Genomic DNA, 25,773 nt, shown 5'->3' on the forward strand with positions numbered 1-25,773 from the left:
AGTCTATCAAATCCCGTTCTTGACCTTGGCCCGCACGCGCTCGGCGATGGCGGGGCTGACGAAACTGTCGATCGCGCCGTCCAGACGGGCGATCTCCTTGACCAGGCGCGAGGCGATGGCTTGGTGGCGCGGATCGGCCATCAGGAATACGGTCTCGATGTCCTGATTGAGGCGCTGGTTCATGGCCGTCATCTGGAACTCGTATTCGAAGTCGGCGACGGCGCGGAGACCCCGGATGATGACATTGGCGTCCAGCTCTTCCGCGAAATGCATCAGCAGGGTCGAAAAGGGCTGGACGACGATGTCGCCGCCGAAGCCCGCGACCTCGGCCTTGAGCATCTCGACGCGCTCGGCTGTGGAGAACAACGGCCCCTTGTCGTCGTTCTGGGCCACGCCGATGACCAGCCGGTCCACCAGCTTCAGCGCCCGCTTGATGATGTCGGTATGCCCGTTCGTCACCGGGTCGAAGGTGCCCGGATAAAGCCCGATGCGCATGCGTGTCTCCCCAGCCTGTCGCGTGCCGTTCGCGTCGTTTAGCAGGTGCGAAATCAGCGGCCTAGCCGGCTGACGCCATCGTCATCGTCGCGGGTATCATCGTCGCGGGGCGCGATGACCTGCGGCGGCTGGGCGGACCAGGCAGCCTCGATCCGGGCCAGCAGGGCGGGCTCATTGGCGAAGGCGACACCGTCTATGGCCGTGATGGCACAAACGGGCGTGGCGCTGTTGCACAGAAAGGCGGCGTCGAAAGCGGAAACTTCGGAAAGCGAGACCGGGCGGGTTTCCGAGGTCAGGCCCGCCTCGGCCAGACCGCGCTGGATCACCGCCTGGGTCACGCCGGCCAGCATCGGCGCCTGGGGCCAGACGATGCGGTCGCCCTGGACGAAGCCGATGTTCCAGGTCACGCCTTCGGACACATGGCCCTCACCATCGACGAACAGGGCGTCGTCGAAGCCCGCCGCACGTGCGGCCCGGCGCACACGAGTCTGGCCGAAGGTGGCGACGTGTTTCAGTTGCGCCGCCTCGCGGACATGGGGGACCGCCGTCACCCGCATGCGGGTCGCCAACGGCAGCGGCGGGGGCGAGACGACTGTCATGACCTTGGGCCGTCCGATGAAGGACGGGTTGCGATGGCCAATCTCGGGCGAGAACAGGCTGACGCGGAGCCAGCAGGCGTTGCGACCGGCGACGGCGAGCGCCATCAGGCGGCGGAACTCGGTCTCGCCTGGGCTTTCGCCGAACAGTTCAACGGCGGCTTCGTCCAAACGGGCGAGGTGGAGGTCGAGGCCGCGTGCGGCGCCGTTCTCGACGCGGAAGGAGGTGTAGGCGCCGTAGTTGACCAAGGCCTGATGGGCCAGGTCCTCAGGCGTGGCGGGGTGGCCGTCGATCAGGATGTCCACTGGCCGCTCCCGTTCAAATCTTTCCTTCTCCCTGAGGGAGAAGGTGGCCCGGAGGGCCGGATGAGGGTCGGCCGGTGGGCCAATTCGCACCACCTGCCCCTCACCCTTTCGCGCTTGCCGATCGCGACGCTCTCGGGCGCTCAAGCCCTCTCCCGCTGGGAGAGGGTCTTGGTTTTTAGGCTTCGGTCTCGCCGCCTTCGTCGACGACATCCGCGTCATCCGCCCCACCGCTGTCCGGCAGACGTTCGACCGAGACGACTTTTTCGTCCTTGGCGGTGCGGAAGATGGTGACGCCCTGGCTGGAGCGGCCGACGATGCGGACCTGGTCGATACGGGTGCGGATCATCTGACCGCCCGAGGTGACCAGCAGCAGGTCGTCGGTTTCCTCGACCGGGAAGGCCGCCGCCAGGCGCGTTCCGGCGCGACCGCCCAGGCCGTGGGCCGTCAAACCCTGACCGCCGCGACCCGTCCGGCGATACTCATAGGCCGAGGAGCGCTTGCCGAAGCCGGTCTCGGTGACCGTCAGGATGAACTGTTCGGCGGCGCCAAGTTCGGCGATCCGTTCGACCGACAATGCCGCGTCAGCGACATCCTCTTCAGCCTCGGCCGGAGCCGCGACATCCTCTTCCGCGTCCGCGCCGGCCAGGGCCTTGCGCATGGCGTTGGCGTGTTTGACATAGGCAGAGCGTTCCTCCGGCGTCGCATCGACGCGGCCCAGGATGGCCATGGAGATGACCTCGTCGCCGTCCTGCAGGCGCACGCCTCGGACGCCGGTCGAATCCCGGCCCTTGAACACCCGCACGTCGTCGGCCTTGAACCGGATCGCGCGGCCCAGGGCCGTGGTCAGCAGGATATCGTCGTCAGCGGTGCACAGCCCGACGCCGACCATGCGGTCGTCGCCTTCCAACTTCATGGCGATCTTGCCGGCGCGGTTGACCGTGGCGAAGTCCGACAGCTTGTTGCGGCGCACGTCGCCCGCCTGGGTGGCGAACATGATGTCGTAGTCGCCCCAGGTCGTCTCGTCCTCAGGCAGCGGCAGGACATTCATGATGCTGTCGCCCGGCTCGATGGGCAGCAGGTTGACGAACGCCTTGCCGCGCGACTGCGGATTGCCCAGCGGCAGGCGCCAGGTCTTCAGCTTGTAGGCCTTGCCGTTGGTGGCGAAGAACAGGACCGGGGTGTGGGTCGAGGCGCTGAACACGCCGGTGATGGCGTCCTCGTCCTTCATCGTCATCCCGGACTTGCCCTTGCCGCCGCGATGCTGGGTCCGATAGGCGTTCAGGGCGACGCGCTTGACGTAGCCGCCGTGGGTGACGGTGACGACCATGTCCTCGCGCGGGATCAGGTCCTCGTCCTCCATCTCGCCGTCGCCTTCCCCAATCAGGGTGCGACGCGGCACGGCGAACTTGTCCCTCACGTCGATCAAGTCGTCGCGAATGATGGCCAGGACGTTCTTGCGGTCCGACAGGATGGTCAGGTGACCCTGGATCGTATCGGCCAGGCCGTTCGCCTCGCCGAAGATGTCGTCACGGCCGAGGCCGGTCAGACGCGACAGGGTAAGGGCCAGGATGGCGCGGGCCTGTTCGTCGGTCAGTTGCAGGCTGTCGCCGTTGATCACGACGCTGCGGGGATCGGCGATCAGTTCGACCAAGGCCATCATGTCGCCGACGGGCCAGGGCTTGGACTGCAGCCGCTCGCGCGCTTCGGTCGGATCGGCCGAGGAACGGATGATGTGGATCACCTCGTCGATATTGGCGACGGCGACGGCGAGACCGACCAGGACGTGGCCGCGGTCGCGGGCCTTGTTCAGCTCGAACTTGACGCGGCGAACGACGACTTCCTCGCGGAAGTCGAGGAAGATCTGCAACAGGTCGCGCAGGCCCATCTGCTCGGGCCGGCCGTGGTTCAGCGCCAGCATGTTGACGCCGAACGAGCTCTGCATGGCGGTGTAGCGCCACAGCTGGTTCAGGATGACGTCGCCGGACGCATCGCGCTTCAGCTCGATGACGATCCGCATGCCCTGGCGGTCGGATTCGTCGCGGACGTCGGAAATGCCCTCCAGACGCTTCTCGCGCACCATTTCGGCGATGCGCTCGATCAGGGTCTGTTTGTTGACCTGGAACGGCAGTTCGGTGACGACGATGGCCTCGCGATCCTTGCGAATCTCCTCGACCGAGGCGCGACCGCGTACGACGACCGAGCCGCGACCGTCGCGCAGGGCGTTACGTGGCGCGGTGCGGCCCATGATCTCTCCGCCCGTCGGGAAGTCGGGGCCGGGCACGATGTCCAGCAGGGCGTCGTCGGTGACGTTGGGATCATCCAGCAGGGCCAGGGCCGCATCCACAACCTCGCCCAGATTGTGCGGCGGGATGTTGGTCGCCATGCCGACGGCGATGCCGCCCGCGCCGTTGACCAGCAGGTTCGGAATCCGCGCCGGCAGGACGACGGGCTCCAGTTCCTTCTCGTCATAGTTCGGCTGGAAATCGACGGTGTCCTTGTCGATGTCGGCCATCAGGGCGACGGCGGCCGGGGCCATCTTGGCCTCGGTGTAACGCATCGAAGCGGGCATATCGCCATCGACGGAGCCGAAGTTGCCCTGACCATCGACCAGCATCAGTCCCATCGAGAAGGGCTGGGCCATCCGCACCAGGGCCATATAGACCGAGGCGTCGCCGTGGGGGTGGAACCGGCCCAGCACGTCACCGACCACGCGGGCGCATTTCGAATAGCTGCGCTCCGGCGTCATGTTCAGGTCGTGCATCGAATACAGGATGCGACGGTGGACCGGCTTGAGGCCGTCACGGGCGTCGGGAAGCGCGCGCGAGACGATCACGCTCATGGCGTAGTCGAGATACGAACGCTTCAGTTCGTCCTCGATCGTGATCGTGGAAATGTCGGAGCCGCCGCCTCGACCGTTGATCGGAGTTGCGGCGTTTTCGTAGCTGTCGTCGGTCAATGAAGCGTGGCTTTATGCGGCCGGAATCGGAACGTGATCCGCTGTGACGATTTCTAGCATTCCAGGGGCTCGGTGGCAAAGCGACGTCGCCGTGAAAGCCCGTCTCTGAAAGGACTTTCCACATGCGCGCCTACACTCTCGCCGCCGCCCTCATGATCGCCTCTCCGCTGGCCCTGACCACGGCCTGCGCCGCGACCGGCAACGCCCCGCAAACCCATGTCGAACGCGCGCCCGTCGGTGCAACGGGACAGGCGGTCCTGATCAACGCCTCGGGCGCCAACATCGGCCGCGTCGATCTGCGCCAGGGGCCGACCGGCCTTGTGATCAAGATCGAAGCCTCGGGCCTGACGCCCGGCTGGCACGGCATCCACATCCATGCGACCGGCGAGTGCGCCGCGCCCTTCACCTCGTCCGGCGCGCACATCAATCACGGCGAACCGAAAGCCCCGCATGGCCTGCTGAACGCGGCCGGCCCGGACGATGGCGACCTGCCGAACATCTATGCCGGCGCGGACGGCAAGGTGAACGCCGAACTGTTCACGCCGCGCGCCCGCATCTCGTCGGAAGGTCCTGGCCAGTGGCTGTGGGACGCAGACGGCTCAGCCATCATCATCCACGCCAATCCCGACGACCATTCGACCCAGCCCATCGGCGGCGCCGGCGACCGGGTGGCCTGCGCGGCGCTCAGCGCGAGCTGAGTCTTCCCTAAACGTTGAAGATGGCCCGCTGGACGCCGTTCAGCGGGCTTCTTTTTGCGCCAGAAGATGACGGATCAGCTCCGTCTGCTCTTCCTGGCGTGCGGTCAGGTGCTCGACCTTTTCCAGTAGGGCCATGATCTCGATCTCGGCCTTCAGGTTGACCTGATAGTCGTTGCCGGCGTCGAGCCGGTCCTTCTGCGCCTGACGGTTCTGGCTCATCATGATGATGGGCGCCTGGGCCGCCGCGATCATCGACAGCATCAGGTTCAGGAAGATGAAGGGATAGGGATCGAAGGCGTCCCGCCTGAGGACCAGATTCAACACCGTCCACACCACCAGAAACAGACCGAACGCGATCAGGAAGGTCCACGACCCGCCGAACGTCGCCACCCTGTCCGCCAGCCTCTCGCCGAAGGTCTGGCGGTCGTCGAAGGTTTCGTTGATGTCCTCGGAAATCGGACGACGTTCGGCGGCGCTGCGCACCACGCTGGCCTCGTTTGCGGGCAGGTCATGCGTCGCCTTTCCCAGCCAGCGGCGGGAGACGTGGTCGGCGTCGAGGGGGGCGTGCGGCATGGCGGTCTCCTGAATCTCGCTCAGGAACAGATCAAGCCTTGGCGGCCCCCGCGCGCAAGCCCCGTTCGGCCAGAGCGACGAGAGCCACCCCGCCCATGGCGATGGCCGAACCCGTCAGGATCTGCGGTGTCAGAATGTCGCCCATGAAGCCCCAGCCGATCAGCATCGACACCACCGGCGTCACCAGCAGATAGGGCGTCACCCGCCCCGCCTCGCGCCGCTGCACCAGCCAGAACAGCAGGGTCGTCGCCAGCACCGACGACACGATCCCGGCCCACAGCAGCGTGGCCCAGACCATGGGCGTCGCGGTCTTCACCGCCTCCCATTGCCCATGCTCGAACACGGCCGAGCCGAAGGCCATGACAGGAAAGGCGCCCAGGGCCAACAACCCCTGCATCTTCAGCGGTGGAATGGAGGTGGTGCGGCGTGCGACCACCGTCGTCACACCCCAGGCCGCGCCAGCGGCGATGGCGACCAGAATGGCCTTCCAGTCCTGCAACGCATGGGCGTCCAGCGTCATCCAGGCCACGCCGACGAAGGCCACGCCCATGCCGACCAGGGCCGCCTTCGACAGCCGCTCGCCCAGGATCAGGAAGGCGAACAGGGTGGTGAAAGGAATCCACAGCTGGTTGGCGACGGTCACCGGACTGACGTCGGTCGCCAACCAATAGGCGGTATAGGCCAAGCCATACTGGATCGGGCCGCCGACGATGACGATCAGCATCAGGCTCTTCCAGTCCGGGAACGGCGGCCGCACGAAAGCGATCAGACAGGCGCTGGCGATGCCGAACCGGATCGCTCCGACTAGCAGCGGCGACAGATGCTCGGTCGCCAGCTTGGCCCCGGCGTTGTTCACCCCCCACACGACGATGATCGCCACGATGGCGGCGATCTCCAGCCCGGTCAGGGCGTGGGGCCTTTTGGGGAGAGGCGCGGGTGCGGGCCCAACTTCAGGATTGGCGTCGGTCATAGATCGCCTATGCCACGGCAAGAGCCTCGCGTCGGCTCACTTTGGATGACCCCAGGTTTCGGCTCAGAACTCCGGCTTGGCGACCATCAGCCAGTAGATGGCCAGGACGCCGGCGAAGGCGGGCCAGCCCAGGGCGAACCACCAGCGGAATAGCCGATGATAGGCGGCCGGCAAGGGCGCGCCCTGCCCTGCCGCCAGTTCGGCCAGCTTCATCATCCGGTACTGGATTCCCACGACCGGCAGCCAGCAGACGCCGATCAGGACATAGAGGCCATAGGCGGCCAGCAGCCACGAACTGGTCAGCGACCAGCCCTGTAGATGGATCAGGGCCAGACCGCTGATGGGCTGGATCACGACGGCGGCAGCGGTGAAGACGAAATCGGCCAGGACGACGATGCGACCGACCTCGGCGATGGTCTTCGCGTCCTTGGTCGCGTGAGCGCGCAGCATGAAGAAGGCGATGCCCGCGCCCGTGCCGAACAGCACGGCGCCGGACAGGATGTGGACGATCTTCAGCAGGACATAAAGGCTCATCGACGCGCGTCCGTCGCCGCCACGAACAGACACAGGGCCATCATCGGCAGCACCTTGAGCCACGGCCCCAGCGGATCGATCCAGAAGTGCGGCAGGCTGAGCGTTGCGGCCGTCAGATAGCCGACGGTGGCCAGGCACATAAAGATCGCTACACGCGCGTTCCATGGCCGCACGAACAGCATCAGCCCCAGGACCACGTCAAGCAGCGCACCCCACCAGGCGATGGGGCCAGCCATACGGCCATAACCGCCCTCGTGCAGGATGGCGACTGCCCGGTCCCAGCCCGGCCCAAAGCTGATCAGTCCGGTGATCAACCAGAACATGCCGAGGGTCAGGATGGAGACCGGCCGCACGAACCACAGCCGGGCATGCCAAACGTCCTGAACCGAGGCCGGGGTCTCGGCCAGGAAGCGGGTTAAGCCGCGAGACGGCACACCCAGCGCCTGGGCCCAGCCGCTGTCGTGACCGGACACGTCATGGTCCATCTGCTTGATCGCCGTCGTGCGGATCGGCGAGGACCACCCCAGCCGGCCCAGCAGGTCGCCGATCACGAGAGCGGGCGCGGCCAAGGCGCGCGGCACGCGAAGGACCGGCGCCGGGCTCAATCCCATCCAGCCACGATACAGGCGCATGGTCTCGACCATGGTGACAGGCTCCGGCCCTGGCATGTCGAACGACTGGCGCGACGGAGCGCCCGGTTTCAGCGTCGCCACCACGGCGGCGGACAGGTCGCCCAGCGGGATCGGGCGGAAGGTCTGGTCGCCGCCCACCACCGGACTGAACAGCGGAAACGCCGCCAGCGCCCGGATCAGGCCCGTGCCGCCGAACGCCGCCCGATCCACCACCAGCGACGGCCGCAGGATCAGCCAGTCCAAGCCGCTGTCGGCGACCATCCGTTCGGTCTGCGCCTTCGTGCGGGCGTAGTCGGTGCCGGCGTCATCGTCCGCGCCGACGGCGGAAATGTGCACCAGCCGCCGCACGCCCGCCGCCTCGCAGGCCGCGATCAGGGCGCGTGGGCCATCGACATGGGCGGCGCGTGTGCTGTCGCCCGCGCCGTTCTGGAGCACGCCGACGCAGTTCACCACCGCATCGACGCCGACCAGCAGCGGCGCCCACGCCTCGGCCGTCTTCAGCTTGGCGAAGTCGGCGACGACCCAATCGAACGTCGGCGCACGGCGGGCGGGTTCGACGATGCGGCGCGAGCCGGCGCGCACGGACCAGCCCGAAGACGACAGGGCCGCCGCAACATGCGAGCCGATGAAGCCGTTGGCGCCCAGCACCAGCACGCGTCCGCTCATCCCAGCACCCGGTCCGTCAGATCGACCCCAGCCGGGGGCGTGGCGCACCAGGTCGCGCCGGGAAACCGACGGCGACGGCGCGCGATGAAATCATAGAGGGTGTCGCGGACGCGCCTCGGTACGATCCGCCCGAGGACCGCCAGCCGATAGGGCGCAGGCAGCAGGGCCGCGATGCCCAGAACGCCGTCGGACCGCTCGCGCGCCACGCCGTCCTGGATCAGCAGCATCGTATAGGGATCGTCGGGATCGACGGCGTAGTGGACCAGCAGCGCCCGCCCTAGCGGCGACTGCGTCGGGGCCAGGCGGATACGCCCGGAGCGGTCGTGCTTCAGAATCTTGCGCGCCGAGCCGGAGCAGAGCGCGCAATCGCCGTCGAACAGGACCAGGGGCCGGTCGTCCGGAAAGGCCGGTACGGCGGGATCCTCACGATAGCTGTAAGGCCCCCGCCCCATTCCAAACCCCTAGAACGGCCGAAACCTTAGAACGGAATGTCGTCGTTCAGGTCGTAGCTTTCCTTGGGGCCGCTCGGCTTGTTGGCGCCGCCGGTGGAGAAGCCCGAGGAATAGTCGTCGTCGCCGCGACCACCGCCGCCGCCGGCATAGCCGCCGCCTTGCGATCCGCCTTCCGAACGGCCGCCCAGCATGGTCAGTTCACCCTTGAAGCGGCTGACCACGATCTCGGTCGAATATTTCTCGACGCCCTGCTGATCGGTCCATTTGCGGGTCTGAAGCGCGCCCTCGATATAGACCGTCGAGCCCTTCTTCACATAGTTCTCGACCACCTTGACGATGTTGTCGTTGAAGATGACGACCCGGTGCCACTCGGTCTTTTCTTTCCGCTCGCCCGAGGACTTGTCGCGCCAGGTTTCCGAGGTCGCGATCGACAGGTTGGCGATACGGTCGCCGTTCGGCATGGACCGGATTTCGGGGTCGCGACCCAGGTTGCCGACCAGAATGACCTTGTTGACGCTGCCCGCCATGGAAACTTCCTTCTCGTGTGGAGTGGCGACTGCATCGCCTGCCCCGTCAATTCAGTCCGATGTCTGACCGGGGCGACGCGTCACCGCCAGCCGCTTTCGACATCCGACCCGCCAAAACGGTGGATAATCGTTAACCGAATGTTCCACCTTTGTTCACGTCACGCAAGTCCTACTTGGCGGCGGGGTCCGCCGCGATGGCGATGGGACGGCCGGTCTCGTCGCGCTGAATGGCGCCGGGAATGGCCAGGCGGCCGTCGCCGGTGCGGGCCATGGCGAAGAAGCGGCTGCCGTTCAGGCTCTTGCCGATCTTGACCCCTTCGCGGTCGATGAAGATGAACCGGCCCTGATAGGCGCCCGCCAGCTCCTGGTTCGAGCCGCCCATGCGCAGGAAGCGCAGACGCATCTCTTCCAGACGCGCCGCGCACTGTTCCAACTGAGGCTGGTCGTCGGCGATCTTCTGCAGGCGGGGCGGCGCATTATCCGGCGTCGCCACGAAATAGCAGGCCCCCTCAGCAAACTCATATTTGGGTTCGTTGGAGCAGGCGCCCAGCAGGGCTGTTCCAGCGACGGCGGCGAGAACGACAAGACGCATCAGTTCATCCCGGGAAATTGGCAGTTGCGATCCTGCTCGGCCAGGGTCCGGAAACGTGAATTGTCGCCCGACTGTTCCACCCGACGCGGCACCAGGCGCAGGGTCGTGTCGCCCCAGCGGCCGTATTGCGCATCGCCCGGCCCGACGCAGGTTCCTGCGTACAGGGCCTGGACGCAGGCGTTCAAGCTCATGTTCGGCGACAGGGTACGCCAGTCGGAACCGCTGTGACGCAGGCAGGGGCTGCCGTTGGCGACGGGCGCAGGTCGGGGCGCGGGGGTCTGGTCGACATAGGCTGGCGGCGCCTCGGCCATCTCGACGGCCGGCAGCTCGGGCGGCGGGGCGAAGGCGGCGGTGGGCGCAGCGGCCAGGGCGCCCGTGGCGTCCAGACCCACGTCCAGGGCGTCGGTCGCCAGGCCGTTGCGCTGGGCGCAGACGGCCAGGGTCGCCATGCCCACGAACTGACCATCGACGAAGCAGCGCAGCTCGCGCGTCGGCTCCAGCGAGGGAGCGTCGGCCAGATTGACCACCAGCCCGCCCTTGGACGCGGGCGAATCCTCCGGCGTCTTGTCGCCGCCGCCGGTGAAGATCAGGGCCAGCACGACGGCGGCGATGATCACCAGACCAGCGCCGACCACGATGATGACGCGATTGTCTTTCGGAAGGGCCATGAAGGGGCTTTCGCGGATGAGGAGGTCAATAACCCCGACCGGGCGCCGGGCGTCAACCGCCTTGGACGACCATGATCGCGATCAGGCCAGAAGACGGTTTAGCGCAGCCTGATAATTGGCCAGCTGCGTCTGCTGATAGCTGGTCGAAGAGCCGTTGCCGGTCTGGGTGTTGGTGGTCGTCGTAGTCTGCGGGCCCAGCGAGCGATAGGCGGATCGCACCGCCGTCATGGCCTGGGCCAGCGACTCGATGGCCGACTTGATCCCGGCGGCGTCGCTCAGGTTCAGCGTGTTGGGCAGGTTCAGACCGTAGGTCTTGACGGTCTTGTCCGAGGTTTTGCCGACGAAGCCGGGCGACAAACCCAGGGCCGCCAAAGCGTCCTTGCCCACGGCGCCGGCCGAGATGACGGCGCCCTCCTTGTTGTCGGCCGCCACGATCTGAAGGCGCTGGACCGGGGGAACCACCTTGGAGTCGGTGATGACGGTGGCCTTCAGCTGACGGTTTGAGGCCGTCATGATCTTTTTGGCCAGGGTCTCCAGCGTGTCCTTGGCGTCGATGGTCACGGCGACTGCACGGCCGCCGTTGGCCGGCGAGATGGTGAACTGATCGCCGACGCGCGCCGAGGTGCCGATGGTCAGAAGCTTTGAATCCGTCTGCAGGATTTCGCCCTGCGGCAGGCCCAGCCGGTCCAGCACGCTGGCGCCGCCCGAGACGATGCTGAGGCTGGTCGGCGTGACCTGATCGCCGTCGCCGCGCCAGGTCTGATTGTATTCGACCGCCCCGGTGTCCAGGTTCAGCCGCGCCAGATAGGCGCGCGTGGGATCGGTCTTGGCCGCGCCCGCATCGCGGTTCGTGCCTGTGATCCAGACCTTGCCGTCCTTGATCTGAACATCGGCAGCGGTGTCGTTACCGGCGCCCCCGAAATAGGTCAGCCGGTCGTTGGCCGCGGGTTGCAGATCGGCCGACATGGTGGCGACGAAGACGTCGGTTCCGCCGGCATGGGCATTGGTTACCGTGCCGATGTCCAGGGCGGGATTGTCCGTCTGGCCCGTCAGCACGACCTTGCCGTTCTCGACCGAAATCCCGGCGATGGCGCCGCTGGCGAGGCCCAGATCGCGCGTCGCCGACAGGGTGGGAACGCCGGCGCCGTCCAAAGTGAAGCGCCGCACGACGGCGCGGCCGTTCTCGACCCCGGCGGTGTAGACGTCCGAACCCGACACCGTCATGGCCTGAACGGAATCGTCGCCGCCGGTGCCGAACTGAAGCGTCGAGACGTTCACCCCGCCGACCGGCCCGATGATGGTCAGCGGCTTTTCCTGGAAGGTCTGAAGGTAGGAATCCCAGCCGCCGAGAGCCGCAGAGCCGGGCATCGCCGACTTGGACCGCCCGGCGACATAGACCATGCCGTCCGCGCCGAAGCCGACCTCGGTCGCCTCGTCCGCCGCCTTGGCGCCGCGCCTCTGGGTCCACAGTTCCTTGCCGTCTTCGTCGAAGACGGTGACGAAACTGTCGGCGGTCGTAGCGCTGTCGCCGCTCTTGCCCGGCTCCAGCGCCCCGGTCACGGAGCCCGCCACCGCGACGCGCCCGTCGGCGTCCACGGCGATGGAGAAGCCGTTGGCGGTGGAGGCGGCGCCCAGCAGCTTGGTCTGCATCAGATTGCCGGCGGAATCGTATTTCAGCAGGGCCACGTCGCGGTCGCCCTTGATGGGCTGATTGGCGTCGCCCTCGGTCAGGTCGGCGACGACCCAGATCGAACCGTCCGGTGCGACGGCGCTGGACCGCACGGCGGCGACGCCTGCCGGCAGATTGGTCTGGCCTGCCCTGCCCTCGACCCAGAACGGATCGTTCACGCCCTGCTGGGCGGTCGGGGCGGTGCCGCCGTCGGCCTGGAACTTCAGCAACTGGGCCGCGCTCGTGGTCCCAACGCCTTGGGTCACATAGACGGCGTCGGAAGTGTCCACCGCCTGGAAGCCGACCGTCTCGCCGACCGCGCCGCGCACCTTCAGCGCCCACTGGTCCGGTCCCGCCGGAAGGGTGATGGTCTTGGAGCCGCTCTTGATGACCTTGGGCTGGGCCTGGATCATCTCGCGCTCGATGCGCGTGGCGACGCCTGCGGTCTCCAGCTTGCCGTTGATGTGGGCGATGACGTTGTCCATCGTCCGGGGCGTCGCGCCCATGTCAGACAGGTCGACATCGACTGCCTGGCTTCCCCCAACCGTCTTGATCGTGACGGCGAACTTGACGTCGCCCTCGAACGCCTTGACCGGCGCGCTCAGGGCGCCGTCATGGATGGGGGTGGTGACGAAGGTGGATTGCGCCTTTTCCAGCGCATAGCCGGTCTTCACGGTGGACTGGGACACGCCCTGCACCATCCGGACATCTTCGAAACCGGCGGACTTCAGATAGTCCGACATTTCCGCCAGGCCGGCCTCGAACCGCTTGCCGACCTGAGCGGCTTCGGCGCTGGCCAAGCCCTTGGTGTTTGCGCGGTCGGCCAGGGCGCTGAGGGTGTTCAGCCCCTGATACAGGGCGAAGAGCTTGCGATAGTCGGCCGAGGCGCCGGCGAGATCCAGATCGACGGCGGATTCATTGATCAGTCGCCGCCCGCCCAGCGCGGCGCGCACCATGTCGCTGGCCTTGGGCGGGGTGGCCGTCGAGGCCCAGGGGGCCGTCGGTTGGGTCTTCTTTGTCTTGGCGGACGTGGTTGCGCCGATCAGCGACGACGTGTCCGTCGTGGCTCCGAAAAGACCCAGCAGATAGCTGTTGTTGATCATTCAGGCGGCTCCGCGCCTATCGTGCAGCCGCGCCCGATAATGAACCGTTAAGCTGTGTCGTCAGCCCTTGAAGAGCGACAGGATGATCTGCGGCGCCTGGTTGGCGATCGACAGGGCCTGAACGCCAAGCTGCTGCTGAACCTGCAGGGCCTGAAGGCGCGCGCTTTCCTTGGCGAGATCGGCGTCTACCAGATTGCCGATGCCGGCCTCCAGCGCGTCCGACAGCTTGCCGATATAGGTGGTATGGCGCTCGATCTGCTTGGATTGGGCGCCGAGCTCGGCCAGTCGCGACGTGCTGGTGGAGATGGCGGTGTTGATCCGCGTCAGGGCGTCATCAGCGTTCGCCTTGGTCAACAGGTCCGGCGCCGCCGCCGCCGGCGTCGTGGAAGCCGCAAGCCCCAGGCCCGTCAGCGTCATGTCCTGGCGGTCCAGGGTGATGGTCTCGGCGCCGTCGGCGCTGGCCAGGAAGTTGATGCCGGCGGTCGCCGTGCCGTCCAGAATGTTCGAACCGTCGAAGATCGCATTGTCCGCGAACGACTGGATCGACTTCAGTAGCGACTGGAACTCGTCATTGTAGGAGGTCCGCATCGCCAGGGTGGCGCTTTCATCAGACGCGGCGGTCGCCTTGCCCTTCAACTCGATCAGCAGGTCCGAGATCTGTTCGCCCGCCGCCAGCGACACGTCGGCGATCGAGGTCGCGCGGTTCAGGCTGGTGGTTACGGCTTCCAGCGAGCCCATATCCGCACGCTGTCCCTGGGCGACGGCCCAGACTGCGGCGTTGTCGCGAGCCCCCTGGACCTTCAGTCCCGTGTTCACCCGGCTCTGCGTCGAAGCCAACTGGTCGTTGGTCCTGTTCAGATTCTGCAGGGCGATCATCGCCGAGGTGTTGGTGTGGATGCTGGTGGTCATGGCTTCAAGCCCCGGACGTTCTGTTCCCGCCAGTATTAACCATGAGTCGTGAGCGGAGGGTTAACGCGCGGGAAACCATGAATCCGCCGTCCGGCGAGCCGGCGGCGTTAACGATGCCAGGATCGACCGACGGTCGTCAGACCGAGGTGTCGACCACCTTTCCTCCGCGATAGGTTGGATCGCCGGCCAGCTTCTCGACGTCTTCACGCGGCAGCTGGCGGATCACCTCCCCCGTCACCCGGTCGAGGACCTTGTAGACGTAGCGGTTGTTGCCGACCGCCTCGATCGTCAGCCGATACCGGCTGGCGTCGTTGTTGTCGTTGCGGGGTTCGGGCTGGGCGACCGATGCGGACGCAGGCACGGCAGGCTGGGGTACGCTTGTTACTCTCGCGACATTGTTTGTCATGGCTCCCCGCGCGGACATGATCCGCGCTCCTCCAAAGGATGAGAGACGCTCGGCCGGGGCGGATTAACCGCCCCGGCCGGTCGCCTTAGCGGAACAGGCCCAACAGGATCGAGCTGGACGAGTTGGCGATCGACAGCGCCTGCACGCCGAGCTGTTGCTTGGTCTGCAGGGCGGTCAGGCGGGCGCTTTCCTTGGCCAGGTCAGCGTCCACCAGGTTGCCAATGCCGGATTCCAGGGCGTCCTGGAGCTTGCCGACGAAGGCGCTGGTGCGACCCACCGACTTGGACTGAGTGCCCAAGGTCGCCAGATCGGTGGTCATGGCCTTGATGGCCGCGTCGACCTTGGTCGCGAAGGCGGCTGCCGCAGTCGCGTCCGCCGGAGCGGTTGCGGTCGCGGTGATGTCGGTGATCGCCGTAGCGGCCGCCTTGTCCACTGTGCCGAAGCCGACTTGGTAGGTATTGCCAGTCGCCGCCGTGGAGGTGGTGACGTTGGTCGCCGTGGTGGTGTTCCACAGGTTCACACCGTCGAACGTCGCGCCTTTCAGCGCGGAGTCCACTTCCTTGCCCAAGGCGTTGAAGTCAGACAGATAGGCTGCCTGCGCGTCGCCGGTCGAGGAGGCGATGTTGACCGCAAGGGCCTTCATCTCTTCCAGAGCCGATGTCGCGGTATCACCCGCAGCCAGGGCGACGTCGATGATCGACTGACCCCGTTGCAGCGAGTTCTTGACGGCATCCTGTGCGCCCATGGCGGCCCGTTGGGTCGTGGCGATGGCGAAGATCGCGCCATTGTCCTTGGCCGACGAGACCTTCTGACCGGTGTTGATGCGGTTTTGGGTCGTTTCCAGCTGGGCGTTGGTCTTGTTCAGGTTCTGCAGAGCGATTGCAGCGCCGTAGTTCGTGTTGATGCTGTTAGCCATTTTGGCTGTCCTTCTTCACTTCGTGATGGCCGCCGCCATTTTGGCGACGGGAGCGTTTTGCTCGAGGTTTCAGACCTTTGGCCGGGACGCCGAAGCCTCCCGGCCGTCCGGGCCTTAGCGGAACAGGCCCAGCAGGATCGAGCTGGACGAGTTGGCGATCGACAGCGCCTGCACGCCAAGCTGTTGCTTGGTTTGCAGGGCGGTCAGGCGGGCGCTTTCCTTGGCCAGGTCGGCATCCACCAGGTTGCCGATGCCGGCTTCGGTCGCGTCCTGCAGCTTGCTGACGAAGCTGACCTGACGGCTGACCGACTTGGACTGGGTGCCCAAGGTGGCCAGACCGGTCGTGACGGTCTTCAGCGCTGCATCCACAGCCGTCGTGGTGGCGGCGGCGGCGGCGATGGCGCCCGTGTTGACGGCGGTCAGCGTCGCGTCGCCCGATTGCGAAGCGGCGAAACCAACGCCGTAGGTGCCGCCCGACGTATTGGTCGTCAGGTTGGTCACGCCGGCGGTGGACCACAGGTTGACGCCGTCGAAGCTGGCGCCCGAGAGCGCCGAGGCGACTTCCTTGCCCATGGCGTTGTAGTCGGCCAGGTAGGCCGTCTGCGCGTCGCCGGTCGAGGAGGCGATGTTGACCGCCAGGGCCTTCATCTCTTCCAGGGCGTTGGTGGCGGTTTCACCCGCGGCCAGGGCGACGTCGATGATCGACTGACCCCGTTGCAGCGAGTTCTTGACCGCGTCCATGGCGCCCATGTTGGCGCGCTGGGTCGTGGCGATGGCGAAGATCGCGCCATTGTCCTTGGCCGACGAGACCTTCTGACCGGTGTTGATGCGGTTTTGGGTCGTTTCCAGCTGGGCGTTGGTCTTGTTCAGGTTCTGCAGAGCGATTGCAGCGCCGTAGTTCGTGTTGATGCTGTTAGCCATTTTGGCTGTCCTTCTTCACTTCGTGATGGCCGACGCCGTTTTGGCGACGGGAGCGTTTTGCTCAGGGTGTGGCGGCCGGACGATGCCGACCCCCGGTGACGAAGCCTTGGCGCGATCCGCCGAAACGGATCACGCCTCCGGGCCTCAGCGGAATAGGCTCATCAGGATCGAGCTGGACGAGTTGGCGATCGACAGCGCCTGCACGCCAAGCTGTTGCTTGGTTTGCAGGGCGGTCAGCTTGGCGCTTTCCTTGGCCAGGTCAGCGTCCACCAGGTTGCCGATGCCGGCTTCGGTCGCGTCCTGCAGCTTGTTGACGAAGGTCATCTGGCGACCGACCGACTTGGACTGGGTGCCCAGGGTGGCTAGGCTGGTCGTCACGGTTTTGATGGCGGCATCGACGTTGGCGACGGTCGCATTGGCGGCCGTGATCGCGCCGGTATTGACGGCGGTCAGGGTGGCGTCGGCCGAAGGCGCCGCGGCGAAGCCGATGGCGTAGGTGCCGCCAGAGGTGTTGGTGGTCAGGTTGGTGACGGCGGCGGTCGTCCACAGGTTGGCGCCGTCGAAGCTGGCGCCGGAAAGCGCCGAGGCCACTTCCTTGCCCAGGGCGTTGTAGTCAGCCAGGTAGGCCGTCTGCGCGTCGCCGGTCGAGGAGGCGATGTTGACCGCCAGGGCCTTCATTTCTTCCAGAGCCGAAGTCGCGGTGTCGCCGGCAGCGAGAGCCACGTCGACGATGGACTGACCGCGTTGCAGCGAGTTCTTGACCGCATCCATGGCGCCCATGTTGGCGCGTTGGGTCGTGGCGATGGCGAAGATTGCGCCGTTGTCCTTGGCCGAGGAGACCTTCTGACCGGTGTTGATCCGGTTCTGGGTCGTCTCCAACGCGGCGTTGGTCTTGTTCAGGTTTTGCAGCGCGATGGCCGCGCCGTAGTTCGTATTGATGCTGTTAGCCATTTTGGCTGGTCCTTTTCACTTCGGTGACATCCGGCGTCTTTTGTCGCCAGGAGCTTTTTGCTCGGTCGGTAAGAAGCAATTGCCGGGCCAGAAATGCGGGCCGGCACATCGCCTAAACTACTGTTTTTGCAGGTTAACCGTTGATTTACCGTCCTTCCTGCCCGGCAGGTTCTGCCGGGCGAGGGGGATCACCCGGCAAGTTTTGCCGAGAGACCTGCGTGAGGCAGGGCGCGGACGCTTGTCCGACCGCGCCGAAAGGATGGGAGTGCGCTGCCTTAGTTGCGGAACAGGCTCAGCAGGATCGAGCTGGACGAGTTGGCGATCGACAGGGCCTGGACGCCCAGTTGTTGCTTCGTCTGCAGGGCGGTCAGCTTGGCGCTTTCCTTGGCCAGGTCGGCGTCCACCAGGTTGCCGATGCCGGCTTCGGTTGCGTCCTGCAGCTTGCCGACGAAGGTCAGCTGACGGCCGACCGACTTGGACTGGGTGCCCAGCGTGGCCAGGTTGGAGGTGACTTCCTTGATGGCGGCGTCGACGATTATCGTCGTCGCGCCGGCGCGGACGGCCGTGCCGGCCGAGACGGCGACGATGGGCGCCGCTGCGGCCTTGTCCACCGTGCCGAAACCGATCTGATAGCTGCCGCCGCTCACATTGGTGGTGACGGAAGTGGCGGTGGTGGTGTTCCACAGGTTGACGCCATCAAACGTGGCGCCCTTCAGCGAGGCGTCGATTTCCTTACCCAAGGCATTGAAATCAGTTAGATAAGCGGTTTCGGCGTCGGAACCGGCGACCGAAGACTGGATGTTGACCGCCAGCTGCTTCATTTCTTCGAGCGCTGCGGTGACGGTGTCGCCGGCGGCGAGCGCCACATCGACGACAGCCTGTCCGCGCTGCAGCGAATTCTTGACCGCATCCATGGCGCCCATGTTGGCGCGCTGGGTCGTCGCGATGGCGTAGATCGCGCCGTTATCCTTGGCGGTGGAGACTTTCAGGCCCGTGTTGACACGGTTCTGCGTGCGCTCCAACTGAGCGTTGGTCGCATTTAGGTTCTGCAGCGCAATGGCTGCGCCGTAATTCGTATTGATGCTGTTAGCCATTTTGGCTGTCCTTTTTCACTTCGTGTGATGTCAGGCGCCATTTTAGCGCCAGGAGCATTTTGCTCGGACTGTTAGAGAGCAAGGGCGGGGCCAGCTCGAAACCGGGCGCCAGCCTGACGCCTGGATTGTTTTCATTGAACTTATGCCGACGCTCGGCGAGATGACCCGGCAAACCTGCCCCTCAGGCGGCAGAAGTTGCCGAGTCGTTTTTGCAGGGCGTCAGTTGCCAGGCCGTTTCAGGCCGTATTGCGCATCCTGCATCGTGCGTTCGGCCAGCAGGGTCTCGACCGCCAGACGCCGTGCGCCATCGCAGGCGACGATCTGGGCGCCGCGGAGCACATAGGCCGCATCGAGATCGCCCGCCGTCGGTTCAACCGGTAAGGTCGCCAGAGCGCACGGCCGACGAGCCGCCTCCGGCAGCACCAGTCGCGCCGGCGCAACCGCCGAGATCGGGGGCGAGCCTGCACAGCTCGTCGTCATGGCCGCGCAGATGATCAGCGCGGCGGCTTTCCAAGGGGTGTTCGGCGTCATCGGCGCTCCTGGCCTGTGCGACGGCGGTCGCGGTCGCCCGCTCCACAGCCGTGGTCCTGTGTTGATAGTGATCGACGCGTCCGGCCTGCGCCGCCGCGCCTTCGGTTTCGAGCCGCCGGGCGTGAGCTAGCGCAGTTGCCACGGCGGCGGCGTCTTCCGCCTGGGTTCGCGCGGTTTCCAGACGCTTGTGCTGCAAGTTCAGCGGATCCCAGCGAAAGCCGAACCCGCCCAGCAAGGCGAACCCAAGCGCCAGGACTACCGCGCCCGCGACCAGCCAGCCCAAGGGCGTCAGCGCGCGCAGGATCGACCCGGCGCTCATGGAAAGGCCTTTCGATCCAGCTCGAAATGCGGGCCGTCCCGCAGCGTCTTCCAGTCGCCGCCCCAGATCAGCGGCGTCTTCAGATCGAGCGCCGCCGCCTTGAACGCCTCGGCGATCCGGCCATACAGGGGCCAGTCCCACCGCACCTGGCCTTCCACCAAGGCGGCCACATCGACGGCGTGGCCGGTCAGGTGGCGCGAGCGCGTCGTGCGGCTGGCGCCGGCTTTAACCAGCGAAGCCTGGCGGGCGGGCGTGCGCACCCCTTCGGTGACCATGAAGTCCACGGGCGTGCGGACGATGGCCGCCTCGACTACCGCCGTCAGCGCCGGATGTACGCCCTCAAGCCGCGCGCGCGACCGGCTGGACAGCCGAAAGCTCATGGCCGGCCTCCCGTGATCTTCAGGCGGGCGTTGGCGATCAGGGCGACCAGTTGCTGGGCGGTTGGCGCGACCAGATACAGCACCAGGATCAAGGCCAGCAGCCCCATCAACCCGTCCGTCATCCTGGGCAGCATCTCGGGCGGCATTCGTCCGACGGTGCGCATCAGCAGCACCCACAAGCCCGCACTTACGGCGAAGGCATAGAGGCGGCGAAATAACCAGCGCCCCTCCGCCAACGGCCTGGCCCCTTGCACACGTCGGGTCATCGTTCGTCCTCCTCGTCATAGGTTTCGACGGCGCAGCGGCCGTCCCAGCCGGAATGGGCGCGCCATTCCCCGTCGCTGAGGCTGTTGGGCGCTTCCCACGCCTCGGCCTCCAGCACCTCGACCGGCTCTGCCGGATGTCGCCGCCGGCTCATCCGACAGCCGTGATGCGAACCGCGCCCGCAGCGCCTGAACCGCCTTGGCCGGCGGCCGTCAGGCCTGCGCCTCCCCCGCCGCCGCCCGCGCCGAAGGTCGCGCCGGCGCCGCCGGCGCTTCCGCCCCCGTTTGCCGAGGCGTTTCCACCGCCGCCACCGCCGCCGACCATCGAAACAGACGGTTTCGCAGAGGCCTGACCCGCAGCGCCCGCGACGCCCCCGGCCGCGCGAAAGCCCGACCAGCCGCCAGCGCCGCCCGCCCCCCCGGCGCGGGTGACATCGGTCGCGCTCAGCCCGCCGCCCCCGCCTCCCCCGCCCGGCCCATCGGCACAGGCGGTTTCGCCACCCATCGTCGCCGTCGCCGTGATCGACGAACCGCCGCCGGGATTGGCGGGGCGCAGGCCCAGCCCGCCAACGCCGCCCAGGCTCGCACTGGATGTTCCCACGGCTCCAGCGGCCCCGCCCGTCGCGCGCAACAGAACGGTCCCTCCTGTCGCGATCCGGCTCTCGCCGCCCGCAGCGCCGCCCACGCCCCCCGTCCCGACCGTGATCGCCAAGGCGTCGTCCAAGTCTTCAATGGACCAGCGGCTCTGCGTCAGACCGCCTGCCCCGCCACCGCCACCGCCGAAGCGAGCGGTTCCAGCCGGTCCGGCGAGGCCTGCACCGCCCCCACCGCCGCCGCCCACGCAAGCGACCTCGATCCAGCGCGCCCACGGGGGCGGGGCGTAGTCGCCGTCGCTGGTGAACACGGTCGTCTCACGCCTGACCGCGCCCTGATCGAAGGCGATCCGGCCGGTCGCACGGTCCACGCGCAATACAGGCCGCCACGTGCCGGCGTCGTCGCAGGCCTTGAGGCCCAGATCGTCCTCGCCGATCAGGCCCAGTTCGGCGCGGGCGGCGTATCCGCTCTGGAACAGCAGCGACAGCACATCGCTCGCCGCCTCCTTGTTCAGCGTCAGGCGCAGGTCGCCGTCGCCGCCCTCCTCCACGCCGCGCGCGGTGAACAGACCGGCGTTGATCTTGGCGGACAGGGGGTTGGCGTCATCGGCGGTCGTGCCCAGGCCCAGCCGTGCAAGATTTTGAACCTCGCCCAGCCGATCGCCCAAGCCCACCCAGCCCGTATCGGCCCGCACCACGACGGCGCCTTCGTCCAGCACCACGGCGATCAGGCCATCGGGCGTCGGCACAACGGCCCACCCGCCTGCCTCGAACCGCATCAGGGTTCCGGCTGCTCGCCCGGCCCACGCCGCGCCCTCTGCATCTTCCCCCAGGATGTAGAGGTCGCCGTCGGACGCATCGCCCGGCTGGATGGCCGTCGTCCGGCTGACCACCGCCGTCTGCAACAGCGCGTCCAGCCTGGTCAGGGCGGTATTCAGGGTCACATGCTTCTGCATCTGTCCCGCCGCCAGATAGGGCAGGGCCAGACGCGCGCTGAAATCGTCGCTCATTCTTCTCTCCGTTGTCGTCGGAGATCAGTCTGGACGCGGCCCTACCTCAGGCCGGAAGACGGTCGATGTCGTCAATCAGGCCTTTGATTTCATGCGGTTTCGTCTCGACGAATGCGATGGCTAGGCCTGTTCAGCCCGCACATCTCAGTCGTGAAGATAGACGATCCGCTTCAGCGTCTGGTCGTTTTGCACCCGCGCCTCGTGCATCTCGTGGTCGCCGCTGGCGCGCGCATTGACCTCGGTGTCCTCGACCCAGTGGGTGCTTTCGATGTGCTTTTGCAGCGCCCGCGCCGCCATCAGCTGGCCGGGGAAAAAGGTGTCCACGATGTCGCCCGCGAGGGGCACCGTGCCGGTCGCCGTGTCGATGGCCATATAGGCCCCCATCCGCGCGAGAGTCGCCGGCATCGCTTTGGCGCGCACCGCCTGAAGCATCAGCCAGCCCCCGGTTCCGACCGTATAGACCGTGCCGACCACCGGCACCCAGGTCAGCATGGCGTCCAGCCCCAGGCCGAACGGCCCGATGCCGATTACGCGGTCAGACAGCTTCTTTACGCCCTCGACATTGGACCAGATGTTCTCGATATCCCGGATCGACCGTCTGGCCATGTCGCCCTCCAAAGCGTCGCCTTAACGCGGCGCGACGCTTCCCGTTCAATCCAAGAGATACGTCTTCGATGACCCTGATCAAGCTGGCGGCGAATGTGACGGCAAGCGCCCTGTTGCTGGGGCTGGCGGCGTTCGGCGGGGCGGCCCTCAGCGGGATCGGACATCGCTGGGTCGACATCCTGGCCCAGTTCACGTCGCCGGTGCTGCTGGCGGCCGTCGGCGTGACTCTGGTCTGTCTGATCCTGCGACTGTGGCCGGCCTCGATCATCGGCGGACTGGCCTGTCTGGTGCTGACCATTTCGGTCTGGCCCCAGTGGACGCCGCCAAAGGGCGTCCCCGTTCCAGGCCAGCCGATCGTGCGGGTCTATTCGGCCAATCTTTGGGTGTTCAACACGGACGTTGAGGCGATGCGCCGTTCGATTTCCGCCGCCGACGCCGACATTCTGGTGCTGGTCGAAATGGGCCAGGCGCCGGCTTCGCGCCTGGACGATCTTCTACCGGACTATCCTCACCGAGCGCTGATCGGACGGACGCGCGGCCCCGGCGACCATGCGCGGTCGATCATCGCCTCGCGCTATCCGATCCTGCAACGCCTGCCCGACCGCAACGACGGCCTCAGCGCCGTGGGCGCGACCGTCCAGACGCCCATCGGCCCGATCAACGTGTTCGGCGTTCACCTGACCCGCCCGTGGCCCTATCAGTATCAGTGGGGCCAGATCAGCCAGGTCATGGCCCTGACTGAGCGTCGCAAGGCCGCGCCGGACCACCCGGTCATCGCCGCCGGCGATTTCAACAGCGTCTCGACCGCCCGCATCGGTCGCCAGATCCAGGCGGACATGGGCCTGATCCCCGCGCCCGGCTGGCCCGCCACATGGCCCAGCCAGGCCCCGGCCTTCACCGGCATCACCATCGATCAGGTCTATCACTCCCCCGACCTGGCCCTGATCACGCGACGGTTGGGCCAGCCGACGGGGTCCGACCATCGCCCGGTCGTCACAGAGTTCACCCGCGCGCAATCGCCAAAATAAGCGCCTTCAACCGCGCCTCGTGCCCGTCGGTCGGAAAGTCGTCGGCGACCCAGCCGTCCTCGAACGCCTTGATCAGCCGGCCCGTCTCAGGCCCTGCGGCGAGGCCCAGCCGCGCCAAATCGCGCCCGCCGACCGGCATCTTCGGCGGCGTCCAGTCGGCGGCCAGCGAACGCAGCCGCGCGCCGTCGCCCTCGCCTGCCGCCTCGGCGCGCATCAGCCGATCCTCGAACGCCCTGCGTCCCAGCCGATAGATCGCCGCCCGCGCCTCGGCGTCGCTCATGCGCGGCGACACAGCCGGGCCGCCCCCCACGGCTGCCGCCAGTCGGTCCCGCACCACGTTCGACAGGCGTAAAGCGCTCGCGATCCCGACCACTGCCGCCGCATCGGCGGGCAGAAGCGCCGACAGCCGCATCACCGGGTCGTCGGTCAGACCACACATCGCCTCGAACAGCGGCAAGGGCTGCACCTGCGGCAGCACCTGGGCCAGCACGCCCGTTTCGGCCATCGCCCGCACCGCCGCACGCGGATCGCGCGCCGCCAGCAGTTTCAGCAGCTCCTTGGACACCCGCTCGGCCGACAGCTGCGCCATGCCGGCCTTCAACGCCGCACAGGCCGCCAGCCCGACCGAGTCCGGCGCGCCCCGCCCGTACCAGGCGTAAAACCGGAAGAAGCGCAGGATGCGCAGATAGTCCTCGCGGATGCGCGTCTCCGCCTCGCCGACGAAGACGATCCGTCCCGCCGCCGCGTCGTCCAACCCGCCGCCAGTCGGGTCGAACACCGTCCCGGCCGCATCGGCATAGAGGGCGTTCAGCCGGAAATCTCGTCGGGCCGCATCCTCGGCCCAGTCCTCGGTGAAGGCGACGACCGCGCGGCGTCCGTCCGTTTCGACGTCGCGGCGCAGGGTCGTGATCTCATAGGGTCGCCGCTCCGACACCCCCGTCACCGTACCGTGCTCCACCCCGGTCGGCACGGCCTTCAGCCCGGCCGCCTTCAGCGCTGCTATGGTCTCTTCCGGTCTCAGCCGCGTGGCGATGTCGATGTCGTCGACCGACTGGCCGAGCAGGCTGTTGCGCACGCACCCGCCGACGAAACGCGCGCAGCCCGGACCGCCCGCCGCCTCCAGCGCCGCCATCACCGCCCGCGTCGCCTCAGATTCCAGCCACGGCTGTCCTGCCATAGAGACGCTCATGCAGCGTCCTCGTCCGCCGCGACTTCGGGCGCCGCCTCGTCGCCGTACAGCCGCACGTGCAGCGCCTTCAGGATCCCGGCCGTCACGCCCCAGATATAACGCTCGCCCCAGGGCATGGCCCAGAACCAGCGCCGCAGTCCCTCGTCCATGTCGTAGAAGTCGCGACGGTGATTGGCGGCGTCCATCAGGAAGTCCCAAGGCGTCTCGAAGACCTCAGCCACCTCGTCCGGCGAGGGCGTCGTGATCGGCGCCTCGCGCAGCCAGCCAATCACCGGCGTCACCAGAAAGCCCGTGCCGGTCTCATAGGCGTCGGACAGGCCCAGCACCTCTACCGCCGCCGGGTTCAGCGCCACCTCCTCGTCCGCCTCGCGCAGGGCCGCCTGGACCGCGTTTTCGCCGGGGTCCAGCCGCCCGCCCGGAAAGGCGATCTGGCCCGTGTGCCGCGCCAGGGTGTCGGCCCGCCGCGTCAGCAGAACCGTCGCCCCCTCGGGCCGCGCCACGATGGGGATCAGCACCGCCGCGGGCCGAAGCTCCTTCGCCGTCCGCGCCGCCTGGGGATTCAGGTCGAAGTCCGACCGCGCCGCGACCAGTTCCGGCCGCCAGGTCTCGACCGGCGCCAGCCGCTCGACCAAACGCGTTCTGAGAGTCTCCAGGCTCACGTCACGGCTCCCAGCGAAAAGGCCTGACCGCCTGAGCGAACGACCAGCCGCCCGTCGACCTCTTCAGCCATCTCGACCAGTTCGTAGAAGACCGAGCGCGCGATACGCGCCCACAGGTCGCGTCGCACATGGATGCGCGGCGCCGGTTCGCCCGTCGCCGGATCGGTCTCGACCACGATGGGATCGGCCTCGCTTGCCTGCACCTCGTCCCCGACATCGGTCGTGAACACCAGGTCGCCGCCCTCGCGCGCTATCGCCACGGCCCGGAACGGCAGGTCCTCGACCTGGATCTTCAGCTTCTCGACCGGCGTGACTAGGTGATAGCCGTCTGGGTCTTTGCGCAACACCGTCGAGAACAGCCGCACCAGTTCCTTGCGGCCGATGGGCGAGCCGTCGTGCATCCACACGCCGTCCGCCCGGATGACGATGTCGATCTCGCCGCAATGCTCGGGATGCCACAGGTGAACCGGCGGCAGCCCTTTGCCGGGCGCCTGTTTCGCCGCCTGGGCGACGGCTTTCAGTCCTGACTTGGGATCATTCATCCCTCTGACTTAAGCCCCG

The 25,773-nt window shown here is 67.1% G+C and carries 29 protein-coding genes; 2 read left to right on the forward strand and 27 right to left on the reverse strand.

The genetic code is table 11. The features are described 5' to 3' along the window. Nucleotides 1-6: 6 nt before the first annotated feature. The 3 genes from coaD to gyrA all read right to left on the reverse strand — a co-directional run bounded on the left by coaD (nucleotide 7) and on the right by gyrA (nucleotide 4,353). Entirely contained in the window at nucleotides 7-495 is a 489-nt protein-coding gene (gene coaD, locus ACZZZD_RS05505; protein WP_159850458.1) for a pantetheine-phosphate adenylyltransferase, read from the reverse strand. 53 nt (nucleotides 496-548) lie between these two features. Then, nucleotides 549-1,397 (reverse strand): aminotransferase class IV, encoded by an 849-nt coding sequence (locus tag ACZZZD_RS05510; RefSeq protein ID WP_463433355.1) that lies wholly within the window; start codon nucleotides 1,395-1,397, stop codon nucleotides 549-551. Nucleotides 1,398-1,572: 175 nt separating this feature from the next. Continuing rightward, nucleotides 1,573-4,353 carry a DNA gyrase subunit A gene (gene gyrA, locus ACZZZD_RS05515; RefSeq protein WP_463433357.1) on the reverse strand — a complete coding sequence of 927 codons (2,781 nt, stop codon included), beginning with the start codon at nucleotides 4,351-4,353 and terminating at the stop codon, nucleotides 1,573-1,575. A 122-nt stretch (nucleotides 4,354-4,475) separates the two neighbouring features. Between gyrA and ACZZZD_RS05520 the strand changes: the two genes are divergently transcribed. Continuing rightward, nucleotides 4,476-5,051, forward strand: coding sequence for a superoxide dismutase family protein (locus ACZZZD_RS05520; RefSeq protein ID WP_463433359.1), 576 nt, complete (start codon nucleotides 4,476-4,478; stop codon nucleotides 5,049-5,051). A gap of 39 nt (nucleotides 5,052-5,090) precedes the next feature. On the opposite strand, the gene ACZZZD_RS05525 is transcribed toward ACZZZD_RS05520, so the two are convergent. From ACZZZD_RS05525 to ACZZZD_RS05625, 21 genes are all read right to left on the reverse strand, one after another. Beyond that, nucleotides 5,091-5,624, reverse strand: coding sequence for a DUF1003 domain-containing protein (locus ACZZZD_RS05525; protein WP_463433361.1), 534 nt, complete (start codon nucleotides 5,622-5,624; stop codon nucleotides 5,091-5,093). Nucleotides 5,625-5,655: 31 nt separating this feature from the next. Continuing rightward, nucleotides 5,656-6,594, reverse strand: coding sequence for a DMT family transporter (locus ACZZZD_RS05530; RefSeq protein WP_463433363.1), 939 nt, complete (start codon nucleotides 6,592-6,594; stop codon nucleotides 5,656-5,658). A gap of 63 nt (nucleotides 6,595-6,657) precedes the next feature. Continuing rightward, the gene (locus tag ACZZZD_RS05535) at nucleotides 6,658-7,128 is read right to left on the reverse strand and encodes a DUF2269 family protein (RefSeq protein ID WP_463433365.1); all 471 of its coding nucleotides are present in this window, start codon (nucleotides 7,126-7,128) and stop codon (nucleotides 6,658-6,660) included. Beyond that, nucleotides 7,125-8,426, reverse strand: coding sequence for an SDR family oxidoreductase (locus tag ACZZZD_RS05540; protein WP_463433367.1), 1,302 nt, complete (start codon nucleotides 8,424-8,426; stop codon nucleotides 7,125-7,127). Before ACZZZD_RS05540 ends, ACZZZD_RS05535 begins: the two co-directional genes overlap by 4 nt. Continuing rightward, entirely contained in the window at nucleotides 8,423-8,878 is a 456-nt protein-coding gene (locus tag ACZZZD_RS05545) for a thiol-disulfide oxidoreductase DCC family protein (RefSeq protein ID WP_463433369.1), read from the reverse strand. The genes ACZZZD_RS05540 and ACZZZD_RS05545 overlap by 4 nt, the downstream gene beginning before the upstream one ends. Before the next feature lie 26 nt (nucleotides 8,879-8,904). After that, entirely contained in the window at nucleotides 8,905-9,405 is a 501-nt protein-coding gene (gene ssb / locus ACZZZD_RS05550; protein WP_159850440.1) for a single-stranded DNA-binding protein, read from the reverse strand. A gap of 169 nt (nucleotides 9,406-9,574) precedes the next feature. Then, the gene (locus tag ACZZZD_RS05555; protein WP_463433372.1) at nucleotides 9,575-9,997 is read right to left on the reverse strand and encodes a hypothetical protein; all 423 of its coding nucleotides are present in this window, start codon (nucleotides 9,995-9,997) and stop codon (nucleotides 9,575-9,577) included. After that, complete coding sequence (locus tag ACZZZD_RS05560) at nucleotides 9,997-10,665, reverse strand: hypothetical protein (protein WP_463433374.1); 669 nt, start codon at nucleotides 10,663-10,665, stop codon at nucleotides 9,997-9,999. Before ACZZZD_RS05560 ends, ACZZZD_RS05555 begins: the two co-directional genes overlap by 1 nt. 81 nt (nucleotides 10,666-10,746) lie before the next feature. Then, nucleotides 10,747-13,437, reverse strand: a complete 2,691-nt coding sequence (locus ACZZZD_RS05565; RefSeq protein ID WP_463433376.1) for an NHL repeat-containing protein — start codon at nucleotides 13,435-13,437, stop codon at nucleotides 10,747-10,749. Nucleotides 13,438-13,497: 60 nt separating this feature from the next. After that, nucleotides 13,498-14,346, reverse strand: a complete 849-nt coding sequence (locus ACZZZD_RS05570) for a flagellin (protein WP_463433378.1) — start codon at nucleotides 14,344-14,346, stop codon at nucleotides 13,498-13,500. A gap of 136 nt (nucleotides 14,347-14,482) precedes the next feature. Next, nucleotides 14,483-14,770 carry a flagellar protein FlaG gene (locus tag ACZZZD_RS05575; protein ID WP_463433380.1) on the reverse strand — a complete coding sequence of 96 codons (288 nt, stop codon included), beginning with the start codon at nucleotides 14,768-14,770 and terminating at the stop codon, nucleotides 14,483-14,485. A gap of 67 nt (nucleotides 14,771-14,837) precedes the next feature. Beyond that, the gene (locus tag ACZZZD_RS05580) at nucleotides 14,838-15,668 is read right to left on the reverse strand and encodes a flagellin (RefSeq protein ID WP_463433382.1); all 831 of its coding nucleotides are present in this window, start codon (nucleotides 15,666-15,668) and stop codon (nucleotides 14,838-14,840) included. A gap of 114 nt (nucleotides 15,669-15,782) precedes the next feature. After that, entirely contained in the window at nucleotides 15,783-16,589 is an 807-nt protein-coding gene (locus ACZZZD_RS05585) for a flagellin (RefSeq protein ID WP_463433384.1), read from the reverse strand. Nucleotides 16,590-16,733: 144 nt separating this feature from the next. Next, the gene (locus ACZZZD_RS05590; RefSeq protein ID WP_463433386.1) at nucleotides 16,734-17,540 is read right to left on the reverse strand and encodes a flagellin; all 807 of its coding nucleotides are present in this window, start codon (nucleotides 17,538-17,540) and stop codon (nucleotides 16,734-16,736) included. A gap of 275 nt (nucleotides 17,541-17,815) precedes the next feature. Beyond that, nucleotides 17,816-18,634: a flagellin gene (locus ACZZZD_RS05595; protein ID WP_463433388.1), complete on the reverse strand. Its 819-nt coding sequence runs from the start codon at nucleotides 18,632-18,634 to the stop codon at nucleotides 17,816-17,818. Nucleotides 18,635-19,004: 370 nt separating this feature from the next. Further along, entirely contained in the window at nucleotides 19,005-19,484 is a 480-nt protein-coding gene (locus tag ACZZZD_RS05600) for a hypothetical protein (RefSeq protein WP_463433390.1), read from the reverse strand. After that, nucleotides 19,481-19,864: a M15 family metallopeptidase gene (locus tag ACZZZD_RS05605; RefSeq protein ID WP_463433392.1), complete on the reverse strand. Its 384-nt coding sequence runs from the start codon at nucleotides 19,862-19,864 to the stop codon at nucleotides 19,481-19,483. Before ACZZZD_RS05605 ends, ACZZZD_RS05600 begins: the two co-directional genes overlap by 4 nt. Beyond that, nucleotides 19,861-20,130 (reverse strand): hypothetical protein, encoded by a 270-nt coding sequence (locus ACZZZD_RS05610; protein ID WP_463433394.1) that lies wholly within the window; start codon nucleotides 20,128-20,130, stop codon nucleotides 19,861-19,863. The genes ACZZZD_RS05605 and ACZZZD_RS05610 overlap by 4 nt, the downstream gene beginning before the upstream one ends. Then, entirely contained in the window at nucleotides 20,127-20,282 is a 156-nt protein-coding gene (locus tag ACZZZD_RS05615; protein WP_463433396.1) for a hypothetical protein, read from the reverse strand. The genes ACZZZD_RS05610 and ACZZZD_RS05615 overlap by 4 nt, the downstream gene beginning before the upstream one ends. After that, nucleotides 20,279-21,730 carry a DUF2793 domain-containing protein gene (locus ACZZZD_RS05620; protein ID WP_463433398.1) on the reverse strand — a complete coding sequence of 484 codons (1,452 nt, stop codon included), beginning with the start codon at nucleotides 21,728-21,730 and terminating at the stop codon, nucleotides 20,279-20,281. Before ACZZZD_RS05620 ends, ACZZZD_RS05615 begins: the two co-directional genes overlap by 4 nt. A 144-nt stretch (nucleotides 21,731-21,874) precedes the next feature. After that, nucleotides 21,875-22,336, reverse strand: a complete 462-nt coding sequence (locus ACZZZD_RS05625) for a DUF4112 domain-containing protein (RefSeq protein WP_463433400.1) — start codon at nucleotides 22,334-22,336, stop codon at nucleotides 21,875-21,877. Nucleotides 22,337-22,404: 68 nt separating this feature from the next. Here ACZZZD_RS05625 and ACZZZD_RS05630 point away from each other — a divergent pair, with 68 nt between their 5' ends. Further along, a complete protein-coding gene (locus ACZZZD_RS05630) occupies nucleotides 22,405-23,364 on the forward strand; it encodes an endonuclease/exonuclease/phosphatase family protein (protein ID WP_463433402.1) in 960 nt (319 codons plus the stop codon). Here ACZZZD_RS05630 and ACZZZD_RS05635 read toward each other — a convergent pair. Genes ACZZZD_RS05635 through ACZZZD_RS05645 form a run of 3 tightly spaced genes read right to left on the reverse strand, consistent with a single transcriptional unit; the run spans nucleotide 23,339 to nucleotide 25,754 of the window. Further along, nucleotides 23,339-24,553 (reverse strand): CCA tRNA nucleotidyltransferase, encoded by a 1,215-nt coding sequence (locus tag ACZZZD_RS05635; protein ID WP_463433404.1) that lies wholly within the window; start codon nucleotides 24,551-24,553, stop codon nucleotides 23,339-23,341. The genes ACZZZD_RS05630 and ACZZZD_RS05635 overlap by 26 nt on opposite strands. Next, nucleotides 24,550-25,212 carry a CoA pyrophosphatase gene (locus tag ACZZZD_RS05640; protein ID WP_463433406.1) on the reverse strand — a complete coding sequence of 221 codons (663 nt, stop codon included), beginning with the start codon at nucleotides 25,210-25,212 and terminating at the stop codon, nucleotides 24,550-24,552. The genes ACZZZD_RS05635 and ACZZZD_RS05640 overlap by 4 nt, the downstream gene beginning before the upstream one ends. Then, the gene (locus ACZZZD_RS05645; protein ID WP_463433408.1) at nucleotides 25,209-25,754 is read right to left on the reverse strand and encodes a DUF1285 domain-containing protein; all 546 of its coding nucleotides are present in this window, start codon (nucleotides 25,752-25,754) and stop codon (nucleotides 25,209-25,211) included. The genes ACZZZD_RS05640 and ACZZZD_RS05645 overlap by 4 nt, the downstream gene beginning before the upstream one ends. Nucleotides 25,755-25,773 lie beyond the last annotated feature (19 nt).

It is taken from the genome of Brevundimonas sp. AC546 (assembly GCF_979258305.1).

What these genes read in the sequence shown, in the direction of transcription:
- coaD (WP_159850458.1), bottom strand. Translation starts at nt 495, where the DNA reads ATGCGCATCGGGCTTTATCCGGGCACCTTCGACCCGGTGACGAACGGG.
- ACZZZD_RS05520 (WP_463433359.1), top strand. Translation starts at nt 4,476, where the DNA reads ATGCGCGCCTACACTCTCGCCGCCGCCCTCATGATCGCCTCTCCGCTG.
- ACZZZD_RS05525 (WP_463433361.1), bottom strand. Translation starts at nt 5,624, where the DNA reads ATGCCGCACGCCCCCCTCGACGCCGACCACGTCTCCCGCCGCTGGCTG.
- ACZZZD_RS05530 (WP_463433363.1), bottom strand. Translation starts at nt 6,594, where the DNA reads ATGACCGACGCCAATCCTGAAGTTGGGCCCGCACCCGCGCCTCTCCCC.
- ACZZZD_RS05535 (WP_463433365.1), bottom strand. Translation starts at nt 7,128, where the DNA reads ATGAGCCTTTATGTCCTGCTGAAGATCGTCCACATCCTGTCCGGCGCC.
- ACZZZD_RS05540 (WP_463433367.1), bottom strand. Translation starts at nt 8,426, where the DNA reads ATGAGCGGACGCGTGCTGGTGCTGGGCGCCAACGGCTTCATCGGCTCG.
- ACZZZD_RS05545 (WP_463433369.1), bottom strand. Translation starts at nt 8,878, where the DNA reads ATGGGGCGGGGGCCTTACAGCTATCGTGAGGATCCCGCCGTACCGGCC.
- ssb (WP_159850440.1), bottom strand. Translation starts at nt 9,405, where the DNA reads ATGGCGGGCAGCGTCAACAAGGTCATTCTGGTCGGCAACCTGGGTCGC.
- ACZZZD_RS05555 (WP_463433372.1), bottom strand. Translation starts at nt 9,997, where the DNA reads ATGCGTCTTGTCGTTCTCGCCGCCGTCGCTGGAACAGCCCTGCTGGGC.
- ACZZZD_RS05560 (WP_463433374.1), bottom strand. Translation starts at nt 10,665, where the DNA reads ATGGCCCTTCCGAAAGACAATCGCGTCATCATCGTGGTCGGCGCTGGT.
- ACZZZD_RS05565 (WP_463433376.1), bottom strand. Translation starts at nt 13,437, where the DNA reads ATGATCAACAACAGCTATCTGCTGGGTCTTTTCGGAGCCACGACGGAC.
- ACZZZD_RS05570 (WP_463433378.1), bottom strand. Translation starts at nt 14,346, where the DNA reads ATGACCACCAGCATCCACACCAACACCTCGGCGATGATCGCCCTGCAG.
- ACZZZD_RS05575 (WP_463433380.1), bottom strand. Translation starts at nt 14,770, where the DNA reads ATGTCCGCGCGGGGAGCCATGACAAACAATGTCGCGAGAGTAACAAGC.
- ACZZZD_RS05580 (WP_463433382.1), bottom strand. Translation starts at nt 15,668, where the DNA reads ATGGCTAACAGCATCAACACGAACTACGGCGCTGCAATCGCTCTGCAG.
- ACZZZD_RS05585 (WP_463433384.1), bottom strand. Translation starts at nt 16,589, where the DNA reads ATGGCTAACAGCATCAACACGAACTACGGCGCTGCAATCGCTCTGCAG.
- ACZZZD_RS05590 (WP_463433386.1), bottom strand. Translation starts at nt 17,540, where the DNA reads ATGGCTAACAGCATCAATACGAACTACGGCGCGGCCATCGCGCTGCAA.
- ACZZZD_RS05595 (WP_463433388.1), bottom strand. Translation starts at nt 18,634, where the DNA reads ATGGCTAACAGCATCAATACGAATTACGGCGCAGCCATTGCGCTGCAG.
- ACZZZD_RS05600 (WP_463433390.1), bottom strand. Translation starts at nt 19,484, where the DNA reads ATGAGCGCCGGGTCGATCCTGCGCGCGCTGACGCCCTTGGGCTGGCTG.
- ACZZZD_RS05605 (WP_463433392.1), bottom strand. Translation starts at nt 19,864, where the DNA reads ATGAGCTTTCGGCTGTCCAGCCGGTCGCGCGCGCGGCTTGAGGGCGTA.
- ACZZZD_RS05610 (WP_463433394.1), bottom strand. Translation starts at nt 20,130, where the DNA reads ATGACCCGACGTGTGCAAGGGGCCAGGCCGTTGGCGGAGGGGCGCTGG.
- ACZZZD_RS05615 (WP_463433396.1), bottom strand. Translation starts at nt 20,282, where the DNA reads ATGAGCCGGCGGCGACATCCGGCAGAGCCGGTCGAGGTGCTGGAGGCC.
- ACZZZD_RS05620 (WP_463433398.1), bottom strand. Translation starts at nt 21,730, where the DNA reads ATGAGCGACGATTTCAGCGCGCGTCTGGCCCTGCCCTATCTGGCGGCG.
- ACZZZD_RS05625 (WP_463433400.1), bottom strand. Translation starts at nt 22,336, where the DNA reads ATGGCCAGACGGTCGATCCGGGATATCGAGAACATCTGGTCCAATGTC.
- ACZZZD_RS05630 (WP_463433402.1), top strand. Translation starts at nt 22,405, where the DNA reads ATGACCCTGATCAAGCTGGCGGCGAATGTGACGGCAAGCGCCCTGTTG.
- ACZZZD_RS05635 (WP_463433404.1), bottom strand. Translation starts at nt 24,553, where the DNA reads ATGAGCGTCTCTATGGCAGGACAGCCGTGGCTGGAATCTGAGGCGACG.
- ACZZZD_RS05645 (WP_463433408.1), bottom strand. Translation starts at nt 25,754, where the DNA reads ATGAATGATCCCAAGTCAGGACTGAAAGCCGTCGCCCAGGCGGCGAAA.